The sequence below is a fragment of the Aporhodopirellula sallentina SM41 genome, from assembly GCF_000346505.1.
Lineage (GTDB): Bacteria > Planctomycetota > Planctomycetia > Pirellulales > Pirellulaceae > Rhodopirellula > Rhodopirellula sallentina.
On sequence record NZ_ANOH01000074.1, the window covers coordinates 13,338 to 31,676 of the forward strand.

Annotated in this window: 13 protein-coding genes; 9 read left to right on the forward strand and 4 right to left on the reverse strand. The window is 58.3% G+C overall.

Annotated elements, in window-relative coordinates:
- Positions 1-31: 31 nt before the first annotated feature.
- The 3 genes from RSSM_RS03950 (at position 32) to RSSM_RS03960 (ending at position 3,658) form a co-directional block, all read left to right on the forward strand.
- Complete coding sequence (locus tag RSSM_RS03950; RefSeq protein WP_144059554.1) at positions 32-610, forward strand: RNA polymerase sigma factor; 579 nt, start codon at positions 32-34, stop codon at positions 608-610.
- A gap of 330 nt (positions 611-940) precedes the next feature.
- Positions 941-3,013: a matrixin family metalloprotease gene (locus RSSM_RS03955; protein WP_044301012.1), complete on the forward strand. Its 2,073-nt coding sequence runs from the start codon at positions 941-943 to the stop codon at positions 3,011-3,013.
- A gap of 252 nt (positions 3,014-3,265) precedes the next feature.
- The gene (locus RSSM_RS03960) at positions 3,266-3,658 is read left to right on the forward strand and encodes a hypothetical protein (protein WP_008674796.1); all 393 of its coding nucleotides are present in this window, start codon (positions 3,266-3,268) and stop codon (positions 3,656-3,658) included.
- Positions 3,659-4,074: 416 nt separating this feature from the next.
- Here RSSM_RS03960 and RSSM_RS03965 read toward each other — a convergent pair whose 3' ends face one another.
- Positions 4,075-5,475 carry an outer membrane protein assembly factor BamB family protein gene (locus RSSM_RS03965; protein WP_236620920.1) on the reverse strand — a complete coding sequence of 467 codons (1,401 nt, stop codon included), beginning with the start codon at positions 5,473-5,475 and terminating at the stop codon, positions 4,075-4,077.
- 294 nt (positions 5,476-5,769) lie between these two features.
- Here RSSM_RS03965 and RSSM_RS03970 point away from each other — a divergent pair, with 294 nt between their 5' ends.
- Positions 5,770-6,117, forward strand: a complete 348-nt coding sequence (locus RSSM_RS03970; RefSeq protein ID WP_044301014.1) for a DoxX family protein — start codon at positions 5,770-5,772, stop codon at positions 6,115-6,117.
- Positions 6,118-6,282: 165 nt separating this feature from the next.
- Here RSSM_RS03970 and RSSM_RS03975 read toward each other — a convergent pair whose 3' ends face one another.
- From RSSM_RS03975 to RSSM_RS03985, 3 genes are all read right to left on the reverse strand, one after another.
- Positions 6,283-6,948 (reverse strand): hypothetical protein, encoded by a 666-nt coding sequence (locus tag RSSM_RS03975; protein ID WP_236620921.1) that lies wholly within the window; start codon positions 6,946-6,948, stop codon positions 6,283-6,285.
- A 62-nt stretch (positions 6,949-7,010) separates the two neighbouring features.
- Positions 7,011-8,858 carry a polyprenyl synthetase family protein gene (locus tag RSSM_RS03980; RefSeq protein WP_044301023.1) on the reverse strand — a complete coding sequence of 616 codons (1,848 nt, stop codon included), beginning with the start codon at positions 8,856-8,858 and terminating at the stop codon, positions 7,011-7,013.
- Between the two features lie 113 nt (positions 8,859-8,971).
- Complete coding sequence (locus RSSM_RS03985; RefSeq protein WP_008674805.1) at positions 8,972-11,284, reverse strand: prenyltransferase/squalene oxidase repeat-containing protein; 2,313 nt, start codon at positions 11,282-11,284, stop codon at positions 8,972-8,974.
- 476 nt (positions 11,285-11,760) lie between these two features.
- Between RSSM_RS03985 and RSSM_RS03995 the strand changes: the two genes are divergently transcribed.
- The 5 genes from RSSM_RS03995 to RSSM_RS04015 all read left to right on the forward strand — a co-directional run bounded on the left by RSSM_RS03995 (position 11,761) and on the right by RSSM_RS04015 (position 18,248).
- Complete coding sequence (locus RSSM_RS03995; protein ID WP_044301027.1) at positions 11,761-12,828, forward strand: 3-deoxy-7-phosphoheptulonate synthase; 1,068 nt, start codon at positions 11,761-11,763, stop codon at positions 12,826-12,828.
- 173 nt (positions 12,829-13,001) lie between these two features.
- Positions 13,002-13,700 (forward strand): metal-dependent hydrolase, encoded by a 699-nt coding sequence (locus RSSM_RS04000; RefSeq protein WP_008674807.1) that lies wholly within the window; start codon positions 13,002-13,004, stop codon positions 13,698-13,700.
- Positions 13,701-13,819: 119 nt separating this feature from the next.
- A complete protein-coding gene (gene hisC, locus RSSM_RS04005) occupies positions 13,820-14,878 on the forward strand; it encodes a histidinol-phosphate transaminase (RefSeq protein WP_081613685.1) in 1,059 nt (352 codons plus the stop codon).
- 658 nt (positions 14,879-15,536) lie between these two features.
- A complete protein-coding gene (locus RSSM_RS04010; RefSeq protein ID WP_008674810.1) occupies positions 15,537-16,868 on the forward strand; it encodes a PQQ-binding-like beta-propeller repeat protein in 1,332 nt (443 codons plus the stop codon).
- A 111-nt stretch (positions 16,869-16,979) separates the two neighbouring features.
- Positions 16,980-18,248 carry a hypothetical protein gene (locus RSSM_RS04015; RefSeq protein ID WP_008674811.1) on the forward strand — a complete coding sequence of 423 codons (1,269 nt, stop codon included), beginning with the start codon at positions 16,980-16,982 and terminating at the stop codon, positions 18,246-18,248.
- Positions 18,249-18,339 lie beyond the last annotated feature (91 nt).

Consider the following 18,339-nt stretch of genomic DNA (forward strand, 5'->3'; position numbering starts at 1 on the left):
CCACGAGTTGTCTGATCGACGGTTATCCCCAATGAGAAGTAACGACATCACCTCTACCTACGCTCTCTTGCCGGACGATCGCCTCGTCGGTGATGCTCGGATTGGTAATCGGGCTGCGTTCGAAGAACTCGTTCGACGCTATCACAGCAAACTGACCCATGCGATCCGGTCGCGTGTTTCGTGCCGAATGACCGTCGACGACATTGTGCAAGACGCGTGGATCAAAGCGTTCCAGAATTTGACGCAGTTGAGAGTGGATGGCAACTTCTACTATTGGTTGTTGCGGATCGCGATGAACTCACGGCGAACCTACTTCCAAAATGGAAAGGAATCCGACTGGACGGACCCGCAACTGCCCCAGGTTTGCCAACCGCAATCGAGTCAGCCCGAAGCCGTGGCGGAACGGAACGAGGATTGTCAGCGGGTGCGTCACGCGTTGATGAACCTGGACGAAGGTCATCGGAGGATACTGGTTCTGCGCGACTACGAGCAGCAAGGATACCGTGAAATCTCCGAGACACTGAGCATCAAGGTCGGAACCGTACGCAGCCGGCTGCACCGTGCGAGATCACAATTGCGAAACCAGTTGAAATCGTCTTCGACCTCATGAACAACCGAGCTGGACAATCGTCGTGGTGAGGTTTTGAGCATTGATGGGCATGCTTCTGAGGAAACGTTGGGTTTAGAAAATTCCTGCCGACTTTTTGTTCTTTGCGCGTGACATCTCGGTGTTGCAATCGCCCTCTACGGGAAGCTCATTTTCCTGTCGATTGTCTGGCTGCGCCGGAGTGCGCCGGTCGCAATGTTCCGTCTGATGACGATCGGCTCGATTGAAAAATCCTTGGCGGAACACCTCCCTGCATCGATTGCCGCTGCAGGAGCACACGGTCGATTCCCCCGTCGATCGATGCCCCCAATTTCATAGTTATGGAGAGAAATGATGAAACGTCGTCCATTCGCCAAGCGTCGGCTTTCGGTCCAACCGCTCGAAGCACGACGGGTGCTCGCCGCGAGTCTCGGATGGGACGGCCCGGGTTTGGGCAGTGCGGAATTGACGTATCACGTTGCGAACTCGCCCGATTCCCTGACACAAGAGGAAACCGAGGCAGCGATCGCGACTGCGTTTGATGCGTGGGCGAGTGCGGCTGACATCACCTTCACGCCGACCGATCAGAGTGGCCTACAGGATTCGATCGACATTACATTCACCAGCATCGATGGTGTCGGCGGAACGCTCGCACAGGCATATTTTCCTGACGATGTGAATCCGGCGCGGATCGCGGGTGACATCGAGTTCGACATCGCCGACGCGTGGGAGGTCGGCAACTCGTTGGCGGGCCAAGCATTTGACCTCGTGTATGTCGCGGTGCATGAGATCGGTCACTCGCTCGGACTCGATCACACCGACGCGGTCGACAGCGTGCTCGCCCCGTTTGTCACCGCGAACCAATTCTTCACCACGTTGTCCGATGCGGACGCGGCGGCGGTTCAAGAGGTCTACGCGGCAGCGGACACGGTCGTCGACGATGATCCCCCGGTGAGCGAAGAACCGGTCGATGAAACGCCAATCGATGAAACACCAGTCGAGGACGATCCTGCGGATGAAACGCCCACCGATGAAACACCTAGTGACGAACTCCCGTCGGACGATGATGACGACCATGATCATGACGTGGATGACGACGACACACTGCCCGATAGCGAAGACGATCCGTTCCCACGACGGCGGTGGCGCCGCGGCGGAAACTGGCATCGTTGGGGAGGTCGACTCGAATCGACCGCACCTGAATACAACTATGTGAATCCGACCGACGTCAACGGCGACAATGCGACTACTGCGGTGGACGCATTGATGATCATCAATCAACTCAACCTCGGTACGTCGACCACGGACAATGAAGACATCGACGGGCTGTGTGACGCCAACGGAGACGGAGTGATCACCGCATTGGATGCGTTGACTGTGATCAATGCTCTCAACAGCGAAACCGAGCAAAACGCCGCCGTAGCCGAAAGCGTCGACGTGCTCGATGACACCCTGGATACCGAGGAAACCAATCCTCTCGAAACAGAGGAAGAACTCGTCGATGAAGACGTTGCGGATGAGGAGGATATGCTGATCGACGAGGAAGAACCCGTCGATGATCCGACCGACGTGATCGACGACGAGACAGCCGACGAGTCCGAGGAAGAAAGCACTGAAGAGAATACTGAAGAAGACACTGATGAGATGATTGACGACGGTGGTCTGGTCGACGAGACCGAGGACACCACCGACAACGGCGACACATCCGAGGAAGAAGAGTCGGATGAGGAAGAATCCGAAGAAGAATCCGGTGAGGATGAAGTCGACGACGAAACAGATAACGAAGAAACCGGCGACGAAGAAACCAGCGACGACGAAACCGTCGGTGACACCGAAGACGAATCCGATGAAGAGGAAGAAGAGACTGACGAAGACACCGACGTGGAAGACTGCCACGACGGAGTCGGACATCACTCGCGTCGCTTTGGCGTCGTCAACGTCGGCTTATTCCGTGGGGACGCTGAGTCGTTGATCACGCGGTTTGATACCGACGAAGATGGATCGCTGAGCGAAGAGGAAGTTCCCGAGCGCGTTTGGGAAAAACTATCCGAACTGGGAGTCGACGCGGACGCCGACGGTTTGGTGACCCTCACCGAAGTCGAAACGGCCATCGCGACGGCACGCCAAGACGCGTTCGACTCCAAGGATTCCGACAGCGACGGGGTGCTGACTGAGGACGAAGTCAGCGAACGATTCTGGGGCAAAATTTCGGATGCGGACACCGATGCCGACGACGCCGTCTCGTTCGACGAACTGGACGCATTCTTTGCCGAACGGTCCGCTCAGCGTGAGGAGTTCGCGGGAGAGTCTTTCGGGCACCGACATCGGACCACGGACGAAGTGTTCGCATCGATCGGACGTGGCGTGAACGCTCTGCGTGCCAGCACCCAACGTGCCAGTACCCAACGGTTCGGCCGTCGGCGATAGTCGAACGGATAAGCAGGCTCGCAATGAGTCTTCACTCGGAACGACGGCAGCGAGCAGATCATTTGGATGTGGGCCGCGGGCTAATGGAGCCTGCGGCCCCCGTGCTGGCCGGTCAAGCGTCGACTCTGTTTCCTTTGCTTGATCGATCGTCTCGCTAAAAAAAGAATCCTCTTTCTCACGGTACCACCGCGGGGAGACGGTGTTTCCTTTTCGTAACCCAACTCACGTTAGGCACATCACGGAAAGGATCCCATGCAGTCTCAAACGATCACATGTCCTCAAGGACACCAACTTCGCGCGTCGAAACGAGTGTTTGGCAAAACGTTGCCATGTCCTGTGTGTAAACAGTTGTTGACCGTCCCTTTATTTCCGCCACCGCCAGAGACCGATCCGGTTGCGGCGGACGCTTCGGCGCCGGAGGAGAAAAAGGACTCGCTTTCCGACACCGGAGTCATGCGAATTCTCGGGGACTATGTCGCTCGCGATGAAGAACACGCCCGCGACAAGTCGGTGGATGAGAAAGCACGGACGGTTCGCAGTTGCCCGGTGTGCGACAGCAGCCTGAGTGAAGCGGTAACGATTTGCAAGAACTGCAAATGCTACGTCGGACCGACACCCGATTTCTTTAAACAGTTTGCCCGTTAGTGGAACGCTACAGCCCAAATTTGGGTTGAGTCCGTTGCAAACGTCGCCAAGACTTTCGGTGATTCACTGGGCCCACCGAAACTCTTGGCGGGCTGTAGATTTATTCGTTTAACGGCAATAACGTTCAATTTTCGTTTAACCCGTGCCCGAAGGGTAGGTTCCGTTCCGTCAAGCGTCGCCTACGGCTACCGGTTAAACGAAAACGCCACAACCCGGTGCTTCATTGAACGGTATTGCGTTTAACGGGCAGCCAGAGGCGACCTACTTGCCACTGCCGCGTCGCCTACCGCTACCGGTTAAACGAAAACAGGTTGACTCTTGATTAAATCGACAAACCGTTGGCGAGTGTCGCTACTCGTTCATTTAGCCAACCCTGACGCATCAGGCATCGTGATCTGGTGAGGCATCGTCGTCTGCTAGTTTTTGCGAATGCAGTAGAGGTGTTCCTTGCTTCGCATGAAGATCTCATCGCCAACGATCGCGGCAGACGCATCGATCGTGTCGTCGAGTTTGTTGGTTGCCACGACCTCGAACGACTGACCGTGTCGCAGCACAACCGTCGTGCCGTCGCGTCCGGTCAAATAGATGTACTCACCCGCCGCGACCGGTGACGCATAAACCGTCGAGATATCCGGCACGCGGGTTTGCTTAATCAGCAGCTCCCCGGTCTTGGCGTCACGCGAGAGCAAAACGCCGTTGTTGGCTTTGAAGAAGTAAAGTTGACCTTCGTAGAGCAATGGCGAAGGAACGTAGGGGGCAGCGTCCTCCTCAACCCAGGTGACCGTATCGCTGTCGGTGATATCACCCTTGGAACTGAGCGGGATCGAATAGATCGCGTACCCTCGGTACCCCGTCATGACGATCACGTTGTCTTCGAACCGAACGGGTGAAGGGATCGGATTGCTGGCCTGCCCGCCGCATTCCCAAATAATCTCTCCTGTCATCAAGTCGTAACTGCGAACGCGAGTTGTCCCGTTCGTGATGACTTGCACGCGTCCGTCGTATTCGGTGATCAGCGGCGTCGACCAGGTGGTGCGTTCGTCTCGGTTCTGACGCCACTTCTCTTCGCCCGTTTTGGCGTCGAGCGCGACGATGAAGGAATCGCCTTCGTGGTCAAATGGAACGACGAGGATGCCATCGTGAACCGCCGGCGAACTGCCTTCGCCGAACTGAGCACGGGTTTGCATCTGGCCGAGCTTTTTGCTCCACAGAAGTTTGCCGTCGAGGTCCAGGCAATGAACACCGCGGGAACCAAACGAAACATAGAGCCGCTCTCCGTCAGTGACCGGCGATGAGGAGGCGAACGTATTGGTGTTGTGTCCGGCTTCGTGGGGGACTTCTTCGATCGCAGTCGTTCGCCACACTTCTTCGCCGTTTGCGCGGTTATAGCAAATCACCATGAAGGCGTAGTAGTTTGTTGGCGAAGCACCGCCTCGTCCTCCTCTTCCACCGCGTCCTCCCCGTCGCCCCTCTCTGCCACCGCGACGCTGGGGAGCGTTGGATGACGATTCCTGATCAGCGGTCTCGTTGGCGGAGTCGGCGTTGGCTCCCTCTTTCACCCGATCGGTTTTGACCGCGGTTGCGACAAAGACTCGGTCACCTAGCACGATCGCGGTGGAGCTTCCCGCTCCCGGCACAGCGACCTTCCATCCGATGTTTTCAGACTCGCTCCATCGGACCGGCGGGTCGGATGACGCGGAAGCCCCTGAGGCGTCCGGGCCACGCCACTGCGGCCAACCCGAGGAAATGTCTTCGGCACCAATCGAAGGAGCCAGTGCCAAGGGCAGCAACAACAGAACTGCAAATGAAAACTTCACGCTGATATCCATTTAAACGAGGAAAGTAGGACGACACGGGGATCCAACACCGGTGTATAGAATAAGTCTCGTTTTCCGGCGAGAATTCATCCGTCGGTGAGATTTGCTTTGCCGCATGCCGCGGCGACCTCGATCATACGGTCGCCCACCGCCGGGCCTGGCTTGTGTGTCAGGGCGGGACTCGATCGTGTGGTAGGGTTTGCTGACTCAACCTTGTATTTCGCGTTCGCGCCTCGCCAGTCGTTTGGTGGGCATTCAATCGGTAGATGGGCAATTGTTGGACGACCTGATTTGATGATTGACCCTGTGTTTCTCCAAACGGCCGCTTGGGCGGTGAGCCTCTGCGTCGCCTTGATGGCGATCGGTAGCGCGGCGATGAAGTTGTGGAATCCGCCGGCAATGAATGCGAAATGGAACCAGCAGCTCGGGATGCCGGATTCTCTGCGTGTTTGGGCAGCGGGGCTCGAGATCGCTGCCGCGGTGTTGTTTCTGCTTCCGCAGACGGCGATGGCCGGGGCGATCCTGTTGACCGCGTACCTCGGTGGCGCGATTGCGCTGCATGCGCGAGTGAAAGCGTTTCCCTTTGTCGTCTACGCGAGCGTGATCACCGGACTGATCTGGGCCGCGTTGTTAGTACGTTGACCCCTTTTGGGGAAACTGAATTCTGACGAGTCCCGCTACGGTTGTCGGACGCGTTAAATTTCAGAATTCACGGGTGTAGCAAAACCCGCCAAGAGTTTCGGTAGGCACTGCGAAACGCCGAAAGTCTTGGCGACTTTCGCTACGGGGTGGGGTGCGTCTGGCTGGCTACTTTACGATTTCGATTAATTCGATCGCGGGTTGGTCGTTACATCGGATCAAAGCGGTTCGGCCGTAGACGATTTCGCCGGGGGCGGTTTGCAAGAGCGACGACAGTGCGACGCCCGGCGTGACTTTCCATAGTTGATAGCGTTCAACGGATCGCAACACATTGTGTTTGATCAGGACGCGGCCGAGCGGGATTTCGCCGCTGGCGATCTCCATCCAAACGTCGCGACCGAGGGCGGACGGGTCGAGCCGCACCAAACCGTACTGAACGACTTTGCCGGTGTTGTGCGTCACCAACGTGATTTCACGCGTGTACGTGACCGTTCGTTCGGCGATCGCCAATCGAGCGTCCGTTTTCATCAGCGGATCGTTCTGCCAAACCGATTCACCGTCATCGAGCACACTGCGGCTGCGATGGACGACCACGTCGACCTCGTCTTTGTGGAAGGCTTCCACAGTAACGGTCATGTGGCTGTGGTGATCGAGCAGTTGGTCAAACGGAGGCGGACACTGCTCGACTTCCTCGAACAAAGCGAGTGTCGAGGTCGACGCGTAGAACTCCGCCAACAACGATCCGATGTTGATCTCGTAGCGGGTGTTCGGAGTCCCGTCAGTTTGTGGCGGATCGGTTTGAGACTGGGCTGCTTGAGATTCGGCTGTCGACATGGCTTTCTCGGTCATCTTGGCTCTGCGTGCGAGGCTCCGGAGTTCATCAACCAACCCGTCCGTCAACCGACCGGCGCGGCGATCGACAGTTGGATGGTTTTGGGGGTCGGCATCTCGGGGCGTTCGAGCACCGTGTCGACGAGGAAATACAGCAACCGTCGCAGCGGTTCGGATTCGATTTCGTCGGCGATCTGTTCGGCGCGGGCTTGATGTTTGTCGACCAGTTGCAGCGATGTTTCGAACACGTTCGCCTTACGATACAAACGCCCAGCGATCGAGAGTCGTTCGCTGGACGGAATCGCACAATCGTCCGCCGCGATTTGCAGAAGGGTCTCTTGGTCTTCGGCATCGAGGTGCTGCAACGCCAATGCCCACAGCAGCGTCGGGCGACCGGCGATCACATCGGCACCGGCGTTGAGTTTGTTCGAATCGTCGCCGATCCAATCATTGATGTCGTTGATGATTTGAAACGCCACGCCAAGGTTCCGCGAGAACTTGCGAATCGGTTCGACGAGATGCTCCGCGTCGCCCGCCATCCGCACGCCACTGTACAGGGCGGCTTCGAAGGCCGGTGACGTTTTGAGGGCGTAGATCTTCATCGCGTCGATCGGTTGCAACCGCCGGTCTTTGGCGTCCCGCCACAACAGTTCGGCACCTTGGCCTTCGGACAATCGCACGTGAGCGGCGGCGAGCGAATCGAGCAAATCGACTCGCGTGGCGGCGTCGATGTCATCACCCACCATCGTGCGGCTGAGCAATCGATAACCGAGTCCGATGAGGTAGTCGCCCACGTTGATCGCCGAGGCAACGCCGAACCGATGGTGGACGGCCGGTTGGCCGTAGCGGAACGCGTCGTCGTCTTCGATATCGTCGTGCACGAGGCTGGCTTTATGGAACGTCTCGATACTCAGTGCGGCACGTCGGACCGCGTCCGGGATGGTCGCCACCGATGCTTCGCCGTCGCCGCTGGTGGCTTGGCCGCCCGTCATCGCGTCGTAGGCTGCCAGAGTAATGAACGGGCGAGAGTGTTTTCCGCCACGGGCGAGAAAGTCGTACGCGATCGCTTCGGTCGCCGCGATCGGATCGACACCCTCGAGATGCTCGGGCCGGATCGCGTCGGATGCGTTCTGCGAGACTTCGCCGTTGAGTCGCTCAACCGCTCCGTCGACGCCTTCCTCGGTCGACACCGACGTGCGGCGTGACGTGGCGATCAAAGGCGATTCCGGATCAGGCAATCCGATCTGCCGCATCGGTGGAGCGAGGCGGTGCAGTTGATCACGTTCGAACAGCCCACCGGCTGATCGCATCAGGTGCACGTAGCTGCGGGTTTGAGCGGCGGCGGGAACGTACGGCGTGCGGATCATTTCCTCCACCCACGACTCGTCGACTTTCGTGTTCCGGCAATCGCTCGAAAGCAGCGGCACGGCCATGCACGGGATTCCCGCGAGCAAGACCTTGTCGATCGCTTTCTCGAGCACGTTCAAACACGCCACGCCGACCACGGCATCGACGTATCCGCCGACGATGATTTTCAGAACAACCGGAGAGCCTTCGGCGACGAGGACGCGGTACCCCATGTCCTCGGCGATGCTGCGGAAGTCCGCGATGCTGCACGCACCGCACTGTTTGCAGTTCATGCCGAATTGGTCGTATTCGGCGGGGCAGCCTTCGGCGTGTTTGAGGCAGTGCGGTAAAAGGAACAGGCGTCGTTCAGGCGGTACGGCCGAGAGTTGGTTCCGCCAAAACGCGCTGCTGATGTTGACCATCGTCCAGCCCAGCAAACCTTCGGGCAGATCGGCCTCCTCCAACATACGACGGGCGACCTGTTCCATCTCATCTTTGGTCAGCGGGTTGTCGTGATCGAGTCGGTCGGCGACTTCGCGACAGCGGTCCCGCAAACTTTCCCGCATCGCGAGCGTTTCGGGAACGTCCTTCAGATGACTGGTGTTGCGGCGGTTGTGTCGTTTCGCGCGCGGGCGATCCGAGTCATTACGCGTCGGGGGGAGTCCGGTCGACAAAATGTTTACCTAGGGAGAGTCGTGTCGGGTCGGGAAAGGGTGTCATCCAAACCGGCAACGCGGCCCAGGGCGGCCGTCGTGAAGATCAATGGATAGAGGCGTTCGTGGTACCAGAGTTTGGCGAAATAAAAACCGATCGGCCAAGCCACGTCGAGTCGCCCGCCGCGTGCGGCACGCATCAGCCACCTCGAGCCAGACAGTATAGCGTCTCGGGTACGATCAGTCAGGCGCGGCCCATCGGGATTGGGATCTGGAATACTCGCCACACCAGTGGTGTTCAAACGATCCCAAAGGCTCGCCAACGCCTCGACCGCCAACGCCGTTTCCTCCACGGTGCTGACGCCGAAATCGTGCGACGGTTTTGCCGTGGGGTTGGGTGCCTGCGTCGCATCCGTGTCCGAATTCGATGACGGATGCATAGACCGCTGCGGTGATACAACCCCGGAGCCCGCGATTTGTCTCGCAGCCTGACCATTTAAACTGTTCGACTGATCCGGTGTGTTCCAGAACCGCTCGACCGATTCTCCGCCGCCCCAACCGCCATCGGCGTTTTGATGGTTGATGAGGTATTCGATCCCGCGCACCACCGCGGTTTTATCGAGCCTGGGGTGCACGTCGACCAGCACTTTCGCGGTGCCGTAGATCGGATTGTCTTCTTCAACGCGGTCCTGATTGCCAAACCACAGCGGCACCCAAGAACCGTCGGGGCGTTGCTGTTTTCGAAGAAACGCCAACCCCACGGTGATCGCGGCATCGACCTTGGGAGAATCCGACAAATCATCGAGCGCCCGGATCGCGTGAGCCGTCAAATCCACGCTGCTGCGATCAAACGGCAGTTTCCCCCAACCGCGGCAGAACGTCGGCCAACCACCGTCGCGGTTTTGCAGCCCGAGCAACCAATCGCGGCCGTGTGAAATCGCCTGATCGATGCGTCCGCGCTGTTCCGCGTCGACATAGTTCCTCAGTTTCAGCAGCGCCAAGATCGCACCGGGAGTGTCGTCGGCATCCGGCACGGCACCGGACAAATCCGTCCACCCCCAACCGCCCGGGTCGGCACCGGTAAACGGGTGACGTTCGGTGTGTTGGCACGATAAGAGCCAATCGACCAACTCAACACCCGACCATTCACGCAGGTCGTTCGGGTCGCTGGTCAACGCGGCGATAGACAGTGAAGTAACCCAGGTCGCCAAATTCGTGTCGATCGGCCAACTGCCTTCGGGAGTGATCGACTGCTCGATAAAATTCAACCCGGTTTCGATCACTCGACACCGACAATCATCGGCACCCGATTGCCGATCAAGTTTCGGATTGAGTTGCAACGATTGAGCAGCCAACGAATCAACCAGCGACATGACCACGAACGAAGTCAGCGGTGTCGCCTCGAGGTATCCGCCACTGTCGGGTTGCATCCGTTCGAGCAGTGCGAGCGTTGGATTGAGCGACGCCTGACGAATCCAGGATAAAGGGGGCAGGCATCCGGATCGATAAAACTTGGCTTGCCCGATCGCCACCAAAGCCGGAACCGCGTAGCTGACCACGGGCATGCCGAGATAGCGGTACATCGACTGTGGGAACACCGCCGCTTCGAACGGCAACGCGGCAACCTCCGACCAGGGAACCAGCCCCGCGATCGCCAGGTTATTCAAAATAGGGACAACAAACGTTTTGTCTTTTCCGTATCGCTTTCGCAACGCGTCCAGACCACCGGCGTCGTCGAGGTACCGCCGCAGTCGTTCGTCTTGCGTGAACGGGTCAGAACCGGAGGGCGGGTCAGAACCGGCAGACTGGTCAGTATCATTGGACGATTCGGAACCGGAACCCGCGTCCGTGTTTTCTGGCAGGATGTCTTGTTCCGGTGTCCACATCGCATCGACCCGGCGCGCCAACGTGTGGGCGGCCAGAACCAGATAGCTGGTCGCGATGTTGGAATGACTGCGGTTGGTATCGCCAAAACCTCCGTCATCGTTTTGCTGGGACTGCAACCAAGTGACGCCACGCCGGATCAGGTCGAGATAGCGTTCGCGTTGCTCGCCGTCCTTTAACTGTTCGCACGCGACGCTCAACGCACTAATCGCGGTCGCGGTGCTCAGCGCCGACGCGGAGAGCTCGCCGATCCAGTGCGACCGGTCAGCCCGCTCGGCCAACAGTTGGTCCCGCAAGTCGTCGAGCGTTCGACGCACCTGATCACGGAACGCCTGATCGCGAAAGCCCTGGTTGCGAACAACCTGGTCGCTGGATCCTGCGGCGAGAGACTGATTGTCGGAGTGCACGGTGTCGGCAATCGCGGTTTCGTCGGGAAGGGCGGTCTGGGAAGGCACGAAACATTCAGCCTGTCGGGTACAGCCTACGAGAAACGGCAAGTGCGTTTTGCGTTCGGGGCAATACGGCGATGTCGGTGCCAGGAGGGAGCAACATCAGACCGCATCGCGGTGGACTGTTGCAAGATGTCCAATCGTACCCGATGGCCGCCTCGGTGGGTTATCCGGGCAAGCAGGCCGTCCGGGGATCGTGGTCGCTGCGGGGGGGTGGATGGGGAGAATTGGGCAGAGGCAAAAAAATGCGGGGAATCGTGGTCGGCATGCCGAACCGATAGAGCCCTCGTTGTTCTATAGCGGCAGCACGATCGTCTCGCGGGAGCACGCCTTTTCCCAACCGGAGATATGCCTTGGTGGGAAAACGCGGGCTGTGGTTGTGAATTTTGGATCGCCGCAAGTCCTGCCCGGTTGTATTTTTACAGTGATCAACGATAGTCGACGTTTCCCACACCACTCCGCAATTGTTCGCAGACAACGCGATGACCGAAAAGACTCAATCTCCGGCGACCGATGACCTCCGAATCAGTGAGATGAAACCGCTGATGCGGCCGCAAGAACTGATGGCCGAAATTCCTGCGACGCCGGAGATCGCCGAGACCGTTGCGTCCGCCCGTGCGGGCATCCAACGTGTGCTCAACGAGGAAGATGATCGGCTCGTCGCGGTCGTCGGCCCGTGCTCGATCCACGACCCCGACGCGGCGATGGAATACGCCCGGTTGCTGGCCGCCGAACAACAAAAGTACGCCGATCAATTACTGATCGTGATGCGTGTTTACTTCGAGAAACCTCGCACGACGGTGGGCTGGAAAGGCCTGATCAACGACCCGGGACTGGACGACAGTTTCGAGATCAATCGGGGTTTGCGGACCGCGCGTGGGTTGCTGCGTGATATCAACTCACTCGGATTGCCAACCGGGACGGAGTTCCTCGACCTGATCAGCCCGCAGTACATCGCAGACCTCGTCGGATGGGGGGCGATCGGTGCCCGCACGACCGAGAGCCAAGGTCACCGTGAATTGTCCTCCGGATTGTCTTGCCCGGTCGGGTTCAAAAATGGAACGAGCGGCAACGTCCAAATCGCCGTCGATGCCATCTGTTCGGCACGTCGGCCGCACCATTTCCTGTCGGTGACCAAAGAGGGAACCTCGGCGATTTTCGCCACGACCGGCAACAGCGACTGCCACGTGATTCTGCGTGGCGGGGCTCACACCAACTACGACGCGGCGAGCATCGACTCGGCTTCGGAATTGCTGGAAAAAGCGAATCTGCCGGTGCGGTTGATGATCGACACCAGCCACGCCAACAGCCGCAAGAAACACACCCGCCAACGCTACGTTTGTCGCGATATCTGCAGCCAAGTCAGTGACGGTGACCAGCGGATCATGGGCGTGATGATCGAGAGCAACCTGGTCGAAGGAAACCAAAGCCTCGGCAAAGGCGAATTGGTCCGCGGCAAGAGCATCACCGACGCGTGCATCGGATGGGAAGAAACGCAGTTGATCCTGAAAGACCTCAGCGACGCCGTGGTGGCCCGCCGCAAGGCGTGATCGGATCAGACATCGCCGCGTCAATTCCCCGCGACCGGATTGGGATGAGGCCGCCTTGGAATATTTGACTTGATCGGTCACGATATCCGCACTCTGGCCCAGGCAACCGAGCCTTCCATCAGGCGACCGAGCCTCGACCTATCCGTTTCCGTGGAGATTTCCGGAGAGATCCCTTGAGTATCGCATTGACGTGGCTGTCCCACGCTACCTGGCTAATCGAAGTCGACTCCCATCGTATCCTTCTTGACCCGTTTCTGAGCGACAATCCCGCTGCGGAAGCGACGGCCGACTCGCTCGATGCGATCTCTCACGTGCTGGTCTCGCACGGCCACTCCGATCACATTTCGGACGTCGAATCGATCGCCCGGCGAAACCAATGCCCGATCATTTCGAACTTTGAAATCGCTCAGTGGTTCGGCGCGAAAGGGTTCGGCCAGGACGGACTACCGGAACCGATCGGCATGAACACCGGCGGCCAATTGGAACTGCCCTTCGGCCGTTTGAAAATGGTGCCGGCGTTGCACTCGAGCAGCTTCCCCGACGGCAGCTACGCCGGAAACCCAGTCGGGTTTGTCTTGTCGGCGGGCAAACAAAGCGTCTACTTCGCGTGCGACACGGCTTACTTCAGCGACATGCGTTATTACGCCCACGGCGTCGACGTCGCGGTGTTGCCGATCGGCGACCTTTTCACGATGGGCATCGAAGATTCCGTCGAAGCGATCCGCACGATCGAACCTCGCATCGCGATGCCAACTCATTACGGAACGTGGCCACCGATCGAACAAAATCCGAACTCATGGGCTCGTAAGGTGCGGGAGCATACAGCGACAAAACCCGTTGTGCTCGGCGTCGGTGAACGGTACGAGGTCTAGGCGTTCGAACGTTTCGACGCGAATCCTCCGTAGCTGGATTCTCCTGAATTCAGATTCCCGAAGCCGGGCGACTCTGGCTACCCGCTGTTGGTTCCTACCTCTTTCCGCACATCACTACCTTGCAATACCGTCCCGCGCTTGCTGCGATGAAACCGTATGCCCCCGGTGAGCAACCACCGCCGGGCAAGTTCATCAAACTCAACACGAACGAGAACCCGTACCCGCCGCCACCGGAGGTTGTTTCGGCAATCACCGCCGCGGCGTCCGGACCGCTGAACCGGTACCCCGACCCGATGGCAACCAGCTTTCGACGTGCCGCGGCCGAGGCACTCGGCCTGCCCGGCCCCGAATGGGTACTCGCGGGCAACGGCAGCGACGAGATTCTGACAATCCTCGTTCGCGGATTCGTCGGCGAAGGTCAATCGTTGCGTTTGCCTTACCCGAGCTACATCCTTTACCGCACGCTCGCGGACATCCAAGGCGCGTCATGGGAGCAGGTTCCGTTTGAAGAAGGTTGGCAGTTGCCAGCGGCGTTCGGCCAATCGCGCGACGACCTGCGTTTAGTGTTGCTGCCCAACCCGAACAGCCCCAGCGGCACGATCGTTCCGAGCCAACAGATCAAGCAAGTTGCCGACTCGCTCGATTGTCCTCTCGTGGTCGACGAAGCCTACGTGGACTTCGCCGATGAAAACTGTTTGGACTTGGTCGCCGAGAACGAAAACGTCCTGGTGACTCGAACGCTGAGCAAGTCCTACGGGCTGGCGGGAATGCGTTTCGGTTTCTTGGTCGCCCAGCCTCAGGTGGTTGCGGAGTTGGCGAAGATTAAAGACAGCTACAATTGTGACACGATCTCGATTGCCGCGGCGACCGCCGCCATGCACAGCCAAGATTGGTTGGCAGAGAAAGTAGCCGCGATGAATCAAACCCGGCAACGGATGGCGGGCGAACTGGCCAAGATGGGATTTGATGTCGTCCCCTCGCACGCAAACTTCGTCTGGTGCACGCACCCAACCGGCCAGCACAAAGCGATCTACGAATATTTGAAAGCGAGCCAAATCCTGATCCGCTACATGGAGTTCCCCGAATGGGGCGACGGCCTACGGATCAGCGTCGGAACCGACGAACAGATCGACGCGTGTCTGTTAATGATCCAACGTTTCCTGGATCAATCAGAATAGCCACCAAGAACGTGAAAATAAAAGGCGAAGCCCCACGTAGCTCGGTCTTTCCAAGACCGAGGCCACAAGCGATCGAGCATAACCTTTCCAACCAAGCCGTCATGCAAAGCATGACCGACACCCGAACGACACAAGTGAGCCGAAGTGCGTAAGCACTCGGGTGTTGGGCATGTTCGCCCCCGACGATCGATCAACGCTCCAACCCGAGGCCTTACGGCCATTCGGCTCACGTAGCTCGGTCTTTCCAAGACCGAGGCCACAAGCGATCGAGCATAACGTTCCCCACCATGCCGTCATGCAGAGCATGACCCACACCCGAACGTCACAAGTGAGCCGAAGTGCGTAAGCACTCGGGTGTTGGGCGATGTTCGGCCACCGGCGATCGATCAACGCTCCAACCCGAGGCCTTACGGCCATTCGGTTCACCCACGTAGCTCGGTCTTTCCAAGACCGAGACCACACCACATCTTCCGCCGTTACTGCCGTACCTCGCGGCCAAACGTGCCCGCCTTGGAACGGCGGACCCTACGTGGCACCACGTCCCCCGGGCTATCACAAACACCGGGACCCCACCGACCGCTTTCCGATCGGTTATTCTGTGGGCTCGAATTCATTCCGGTTCGCCCCGCCTCCTTCCGTGTGTTCCAAACGGCCCGCCATGAGCAAATGTTTTGTTTTGGTCGCAATCGCTGCGTCCGCCATGCTTTCCTTTTCGCTCACTTTTGCGTCCGAGTCCTGGCCTCAATTTCGTGGTCCGCGTGGGGACGGGATCGCGATAGAGCAATCGCCGCCCGTTGAATTCGGTGAAGATCAAAACTTAACTTGGAAAACAGATCTGCCTGGCAAAGCGTGGTCGTCCCCGGTGATCGCCAACGGCGTGGTTTGGTTGACGACTGCGATCGAAAGAATACCGACCGAAGAAGAACGCGAAGCTCTTCTGAAAAACACCAAGAACGACGCCAAAAAGTTCAAAACGCTAGCCATCGCAAAAGCGATCGAGCTGAAACTATTGAAAGTCGACTTCGAAAGCGGTCGACTTTTGCAGACCATTGATTTAATGACGGTCGACACACCTGACGCGATCCATGCGACGAACTCCTATGCGTCACCCACACCGTTTCTCAATGACGATCACGTCTATTGTCACTTTGGAACGTATGGAACGTTCTGCGTGACGCGTGACTCCGGTGCAGTCGTTTGGCAACGCACGTTGCCGCTCGAACACGGTGTCGGACCAGGTAGCTCGCCGATTGTTCACGACGGACGGTTGCTCTTGATTCAAGACGGGATGGACCGCCAATACGTGACCGCGCTCGATGCCGCGACCGGGGAAACGTTGTGGACAACCGATCGTCCGCCGATGGAAGCCCCTTCGGGCGACCAGAAGAAGGCCTATTGCACTCCCGTGGTCGCCACCGATTCCAACGGTCGCCAACAATTACTGTGCATGGGATCCCAGTGGATGGTGTCTTACAACGCATCCACGGGTGAGGAGTTTTGGCGTGTCTTCCACGGCAAAGGTTTCTCAGTGGTTCCGCGTCCGGTGTTGCTCGGCGACGTCGTCTTCTTTGCGACCGGATTTGCCAGTCGCGAACTTTGGGCGGTTCGCATCGACGGAGTCGGGGACGTGTCGTCGACTCACGTCGAATGGACCGCCGGCAAAGGTGTCCCTACGAAATCGTCCCCCTTGCTGCATGACGGATTGATCTATCTCGTCGATGACAACGGGGTCGCCTCGTGTTTCGATCCAGAGACCGGTGATGTGGTTTGGAAGAAACGCCTCGGCGGGAAATTTTCATCCTCCCCGCTGCTCGCCGGCGGGCATTTATACTTCGGAAACCATGAGGGTGAGGTGTTTGTATTGACAACCGGCGAAGATGCCGAAGTCATTCAAACCAATCAACTCAACGGGCAAATCATGGCTTCGCCCGCGGCGATCGAGAACGCATTGATCGTACGCACCGACTCGGCTCTTTATCGATTTGAGTAGTTCGGTACGATACCTGCACGAATTTCCCGCCCAAAAACACTATTCGCCCGATGACACGATTCGCCGGATTGGACGAACGTTATCGAAGGTCCGCCGGAAAACTCTTTGCAAATGAATGTGGCATCGCCAGTCAACGAGGAAACGCCTGACCTCGAACCAACGCAGCGGGAGATGCCGCACTCGTTGATCGAGATCGGTGTTATTGTGGCCGGACCGCTGGACATGGTCGATGCGCTTGCGGTGAGGATGGCGGTCGAGCAAACGGACCAACGCTTGACGGAGCTATTCGAAGAGTTCCGGTTTAACTTTTTCGAAATCAAACGCCCCGAGATGACTGGCACGAGCACAACGGGCAACGGGCGCATCGAACCGAGCGTGTTGTTGCAGCAAGCAGTCGAGGAGCGTGATTCGCGGCATTGGGATTTCGCGTTTGTTTTGACCGCGTCGGAATTGGTCGGGAACTATTCTCCATTTTGCTTCGCGGCGATCAGTCGTCCGCTCGATGCGGCGGTGTTGTCGATGTCCTTGATCGACCCGTTGGCGCTCGGCGTGGAAGCGAACCGGAACGAGCGTGTTCAACGTATCGCGCGACGGTTAAGCCGATTGATGCTGCACAGTATCGGGCACTTGTGCGGCCTTTCCAAAAGTGATCACCCCAATGACCTGTTGTATCACCCACACAACGCGCAAGCCCTCGACTTGATGGCCGGCATGGATGCCGACAGCATCGATCGCCAACGCCGAGCTCTCATCGAGATCGCTGACCAGCGACTCGAAGAAGGTGCGGGTCGTTTGCTCGTCAAACCGATCTTTACGATCCAAGCGGCGTGGATTAACCGAACGGAAATCTTCCAAGCCATCTGGGCTGCCCGTCCGTGGGAGTTCCCCAAACGATTGAGTCGCTTGACGATTGCAGCGTTCTCAACGCTAGCGATTTTGTTCATGACGGCGGAGGCGTGGGACTTGGCCCTCGCGCAGAGTGTTGCACGACTGGGCGCGTTGTTCATCATGACGATGCTCGCGACGACCTTTTACGTGGTGCTGCGTCAACAATTATTGGTGCGTCGCGGGACACGACGTACAGAGCAATCGGTGGTGACGTCGGCATCGGCCCTGGGAATCGTCTTTGTAGGAATGGCCACGACGTGGACGGCGCTGTTCAGTGTGGGAATTTTGCTCGCCTACTTTCTATTCCCTGGCCCCTTAATCGCGGGCTGGGCATCGTCGACCACCCCAAACGTGAGCGAGTTGGTGTGGACGGACCGCCCGCAAATGGCCATCTTCGCCGCATCGCTCGGCTTGTTAATCGGCGCCCTCGGTGCCAGTTTCGAATCGCAGCATTACTTCCGCCACATCATCTTCGTCGACGAAGAAATTTGATTCGCCGATCCACAGTTCGACCGGTGAGCCGAAGTGCGTAAGCACTCGGGTGATCGGCGTGTTCGGTCCCAACAATCGATCGACGTGTCCA

What these genes read in the sequence shown, in the direction of transcription:
- RSSM_RS03950 (WP_144059554.1), top strand. Translation starts at nt 32, where the DNA reads ATGAGAAGTAACGACATCACCTCTACCTACGCTCTCTTGCCGGACGAT.
- RSSM_RS03955 (WP_044301012.1), top strand. Translation starts at nt 941, where the DNA reads ATGAAACGTCGTCCATTCGCCAAGCGTCGGCTTTCGGTCCAACCGCTC.
- RSSM_RS03960 (WP_008674796.1), top strand. Translation starts at nt 3,266, where the DNA reads ATGCAGTCTCAAACGATCACATGTCCTCAAGGACACCAACTTCGCGCG.
- RSSM_RS03970 (WP_044301014.1), top strand. Translation starts at nt 5,770, where the DNA reads ATGATTGACCCTGTGTTTCTCCAAACGGCCGCTTGGGCGGTGAGCCTC.
- RSSM_RS03975 (WP_236620921.1), bottom strand. Translation starts at nt 6,948, where the DNA reads ATGTCGACAGCCGAATCTCAAGCAGCCCAGTCTCAAACCGATCCGCCA.
- RSSM_RS03980 (WP_044301023.1), bottom strand. Translation starts at nt 8,858, where the DNA reads ATGCGGGAAAGTTTGCGGGACCGCTGTCGCGAAGTCGCCGACCGACTC.
- RSSM_RS03995 (WP_044301027.1), top strand. Translation starts at nt 11,761, where the DNA reads ATGACCGAAAAGACTCAATCTCCGGCGACCGATGACCTCCGAATCAGT.
- RSSM_RS04010 (WP_008674810.1), top strand. Translation starts at nt 15,537, where the DNA reads ATGAGCAAATGTTTTGTTTTGGTCGCAATCGCTGCGTCCGCCATGCTT.
- RSSM_RS04015 (WP_008674811.1), top strand. Translation starts at nt 16,980, where the DNA reads ATGAATGTGGCATCGCCAGTCAACGAGGAAACGCCTGACCTCGAACCA.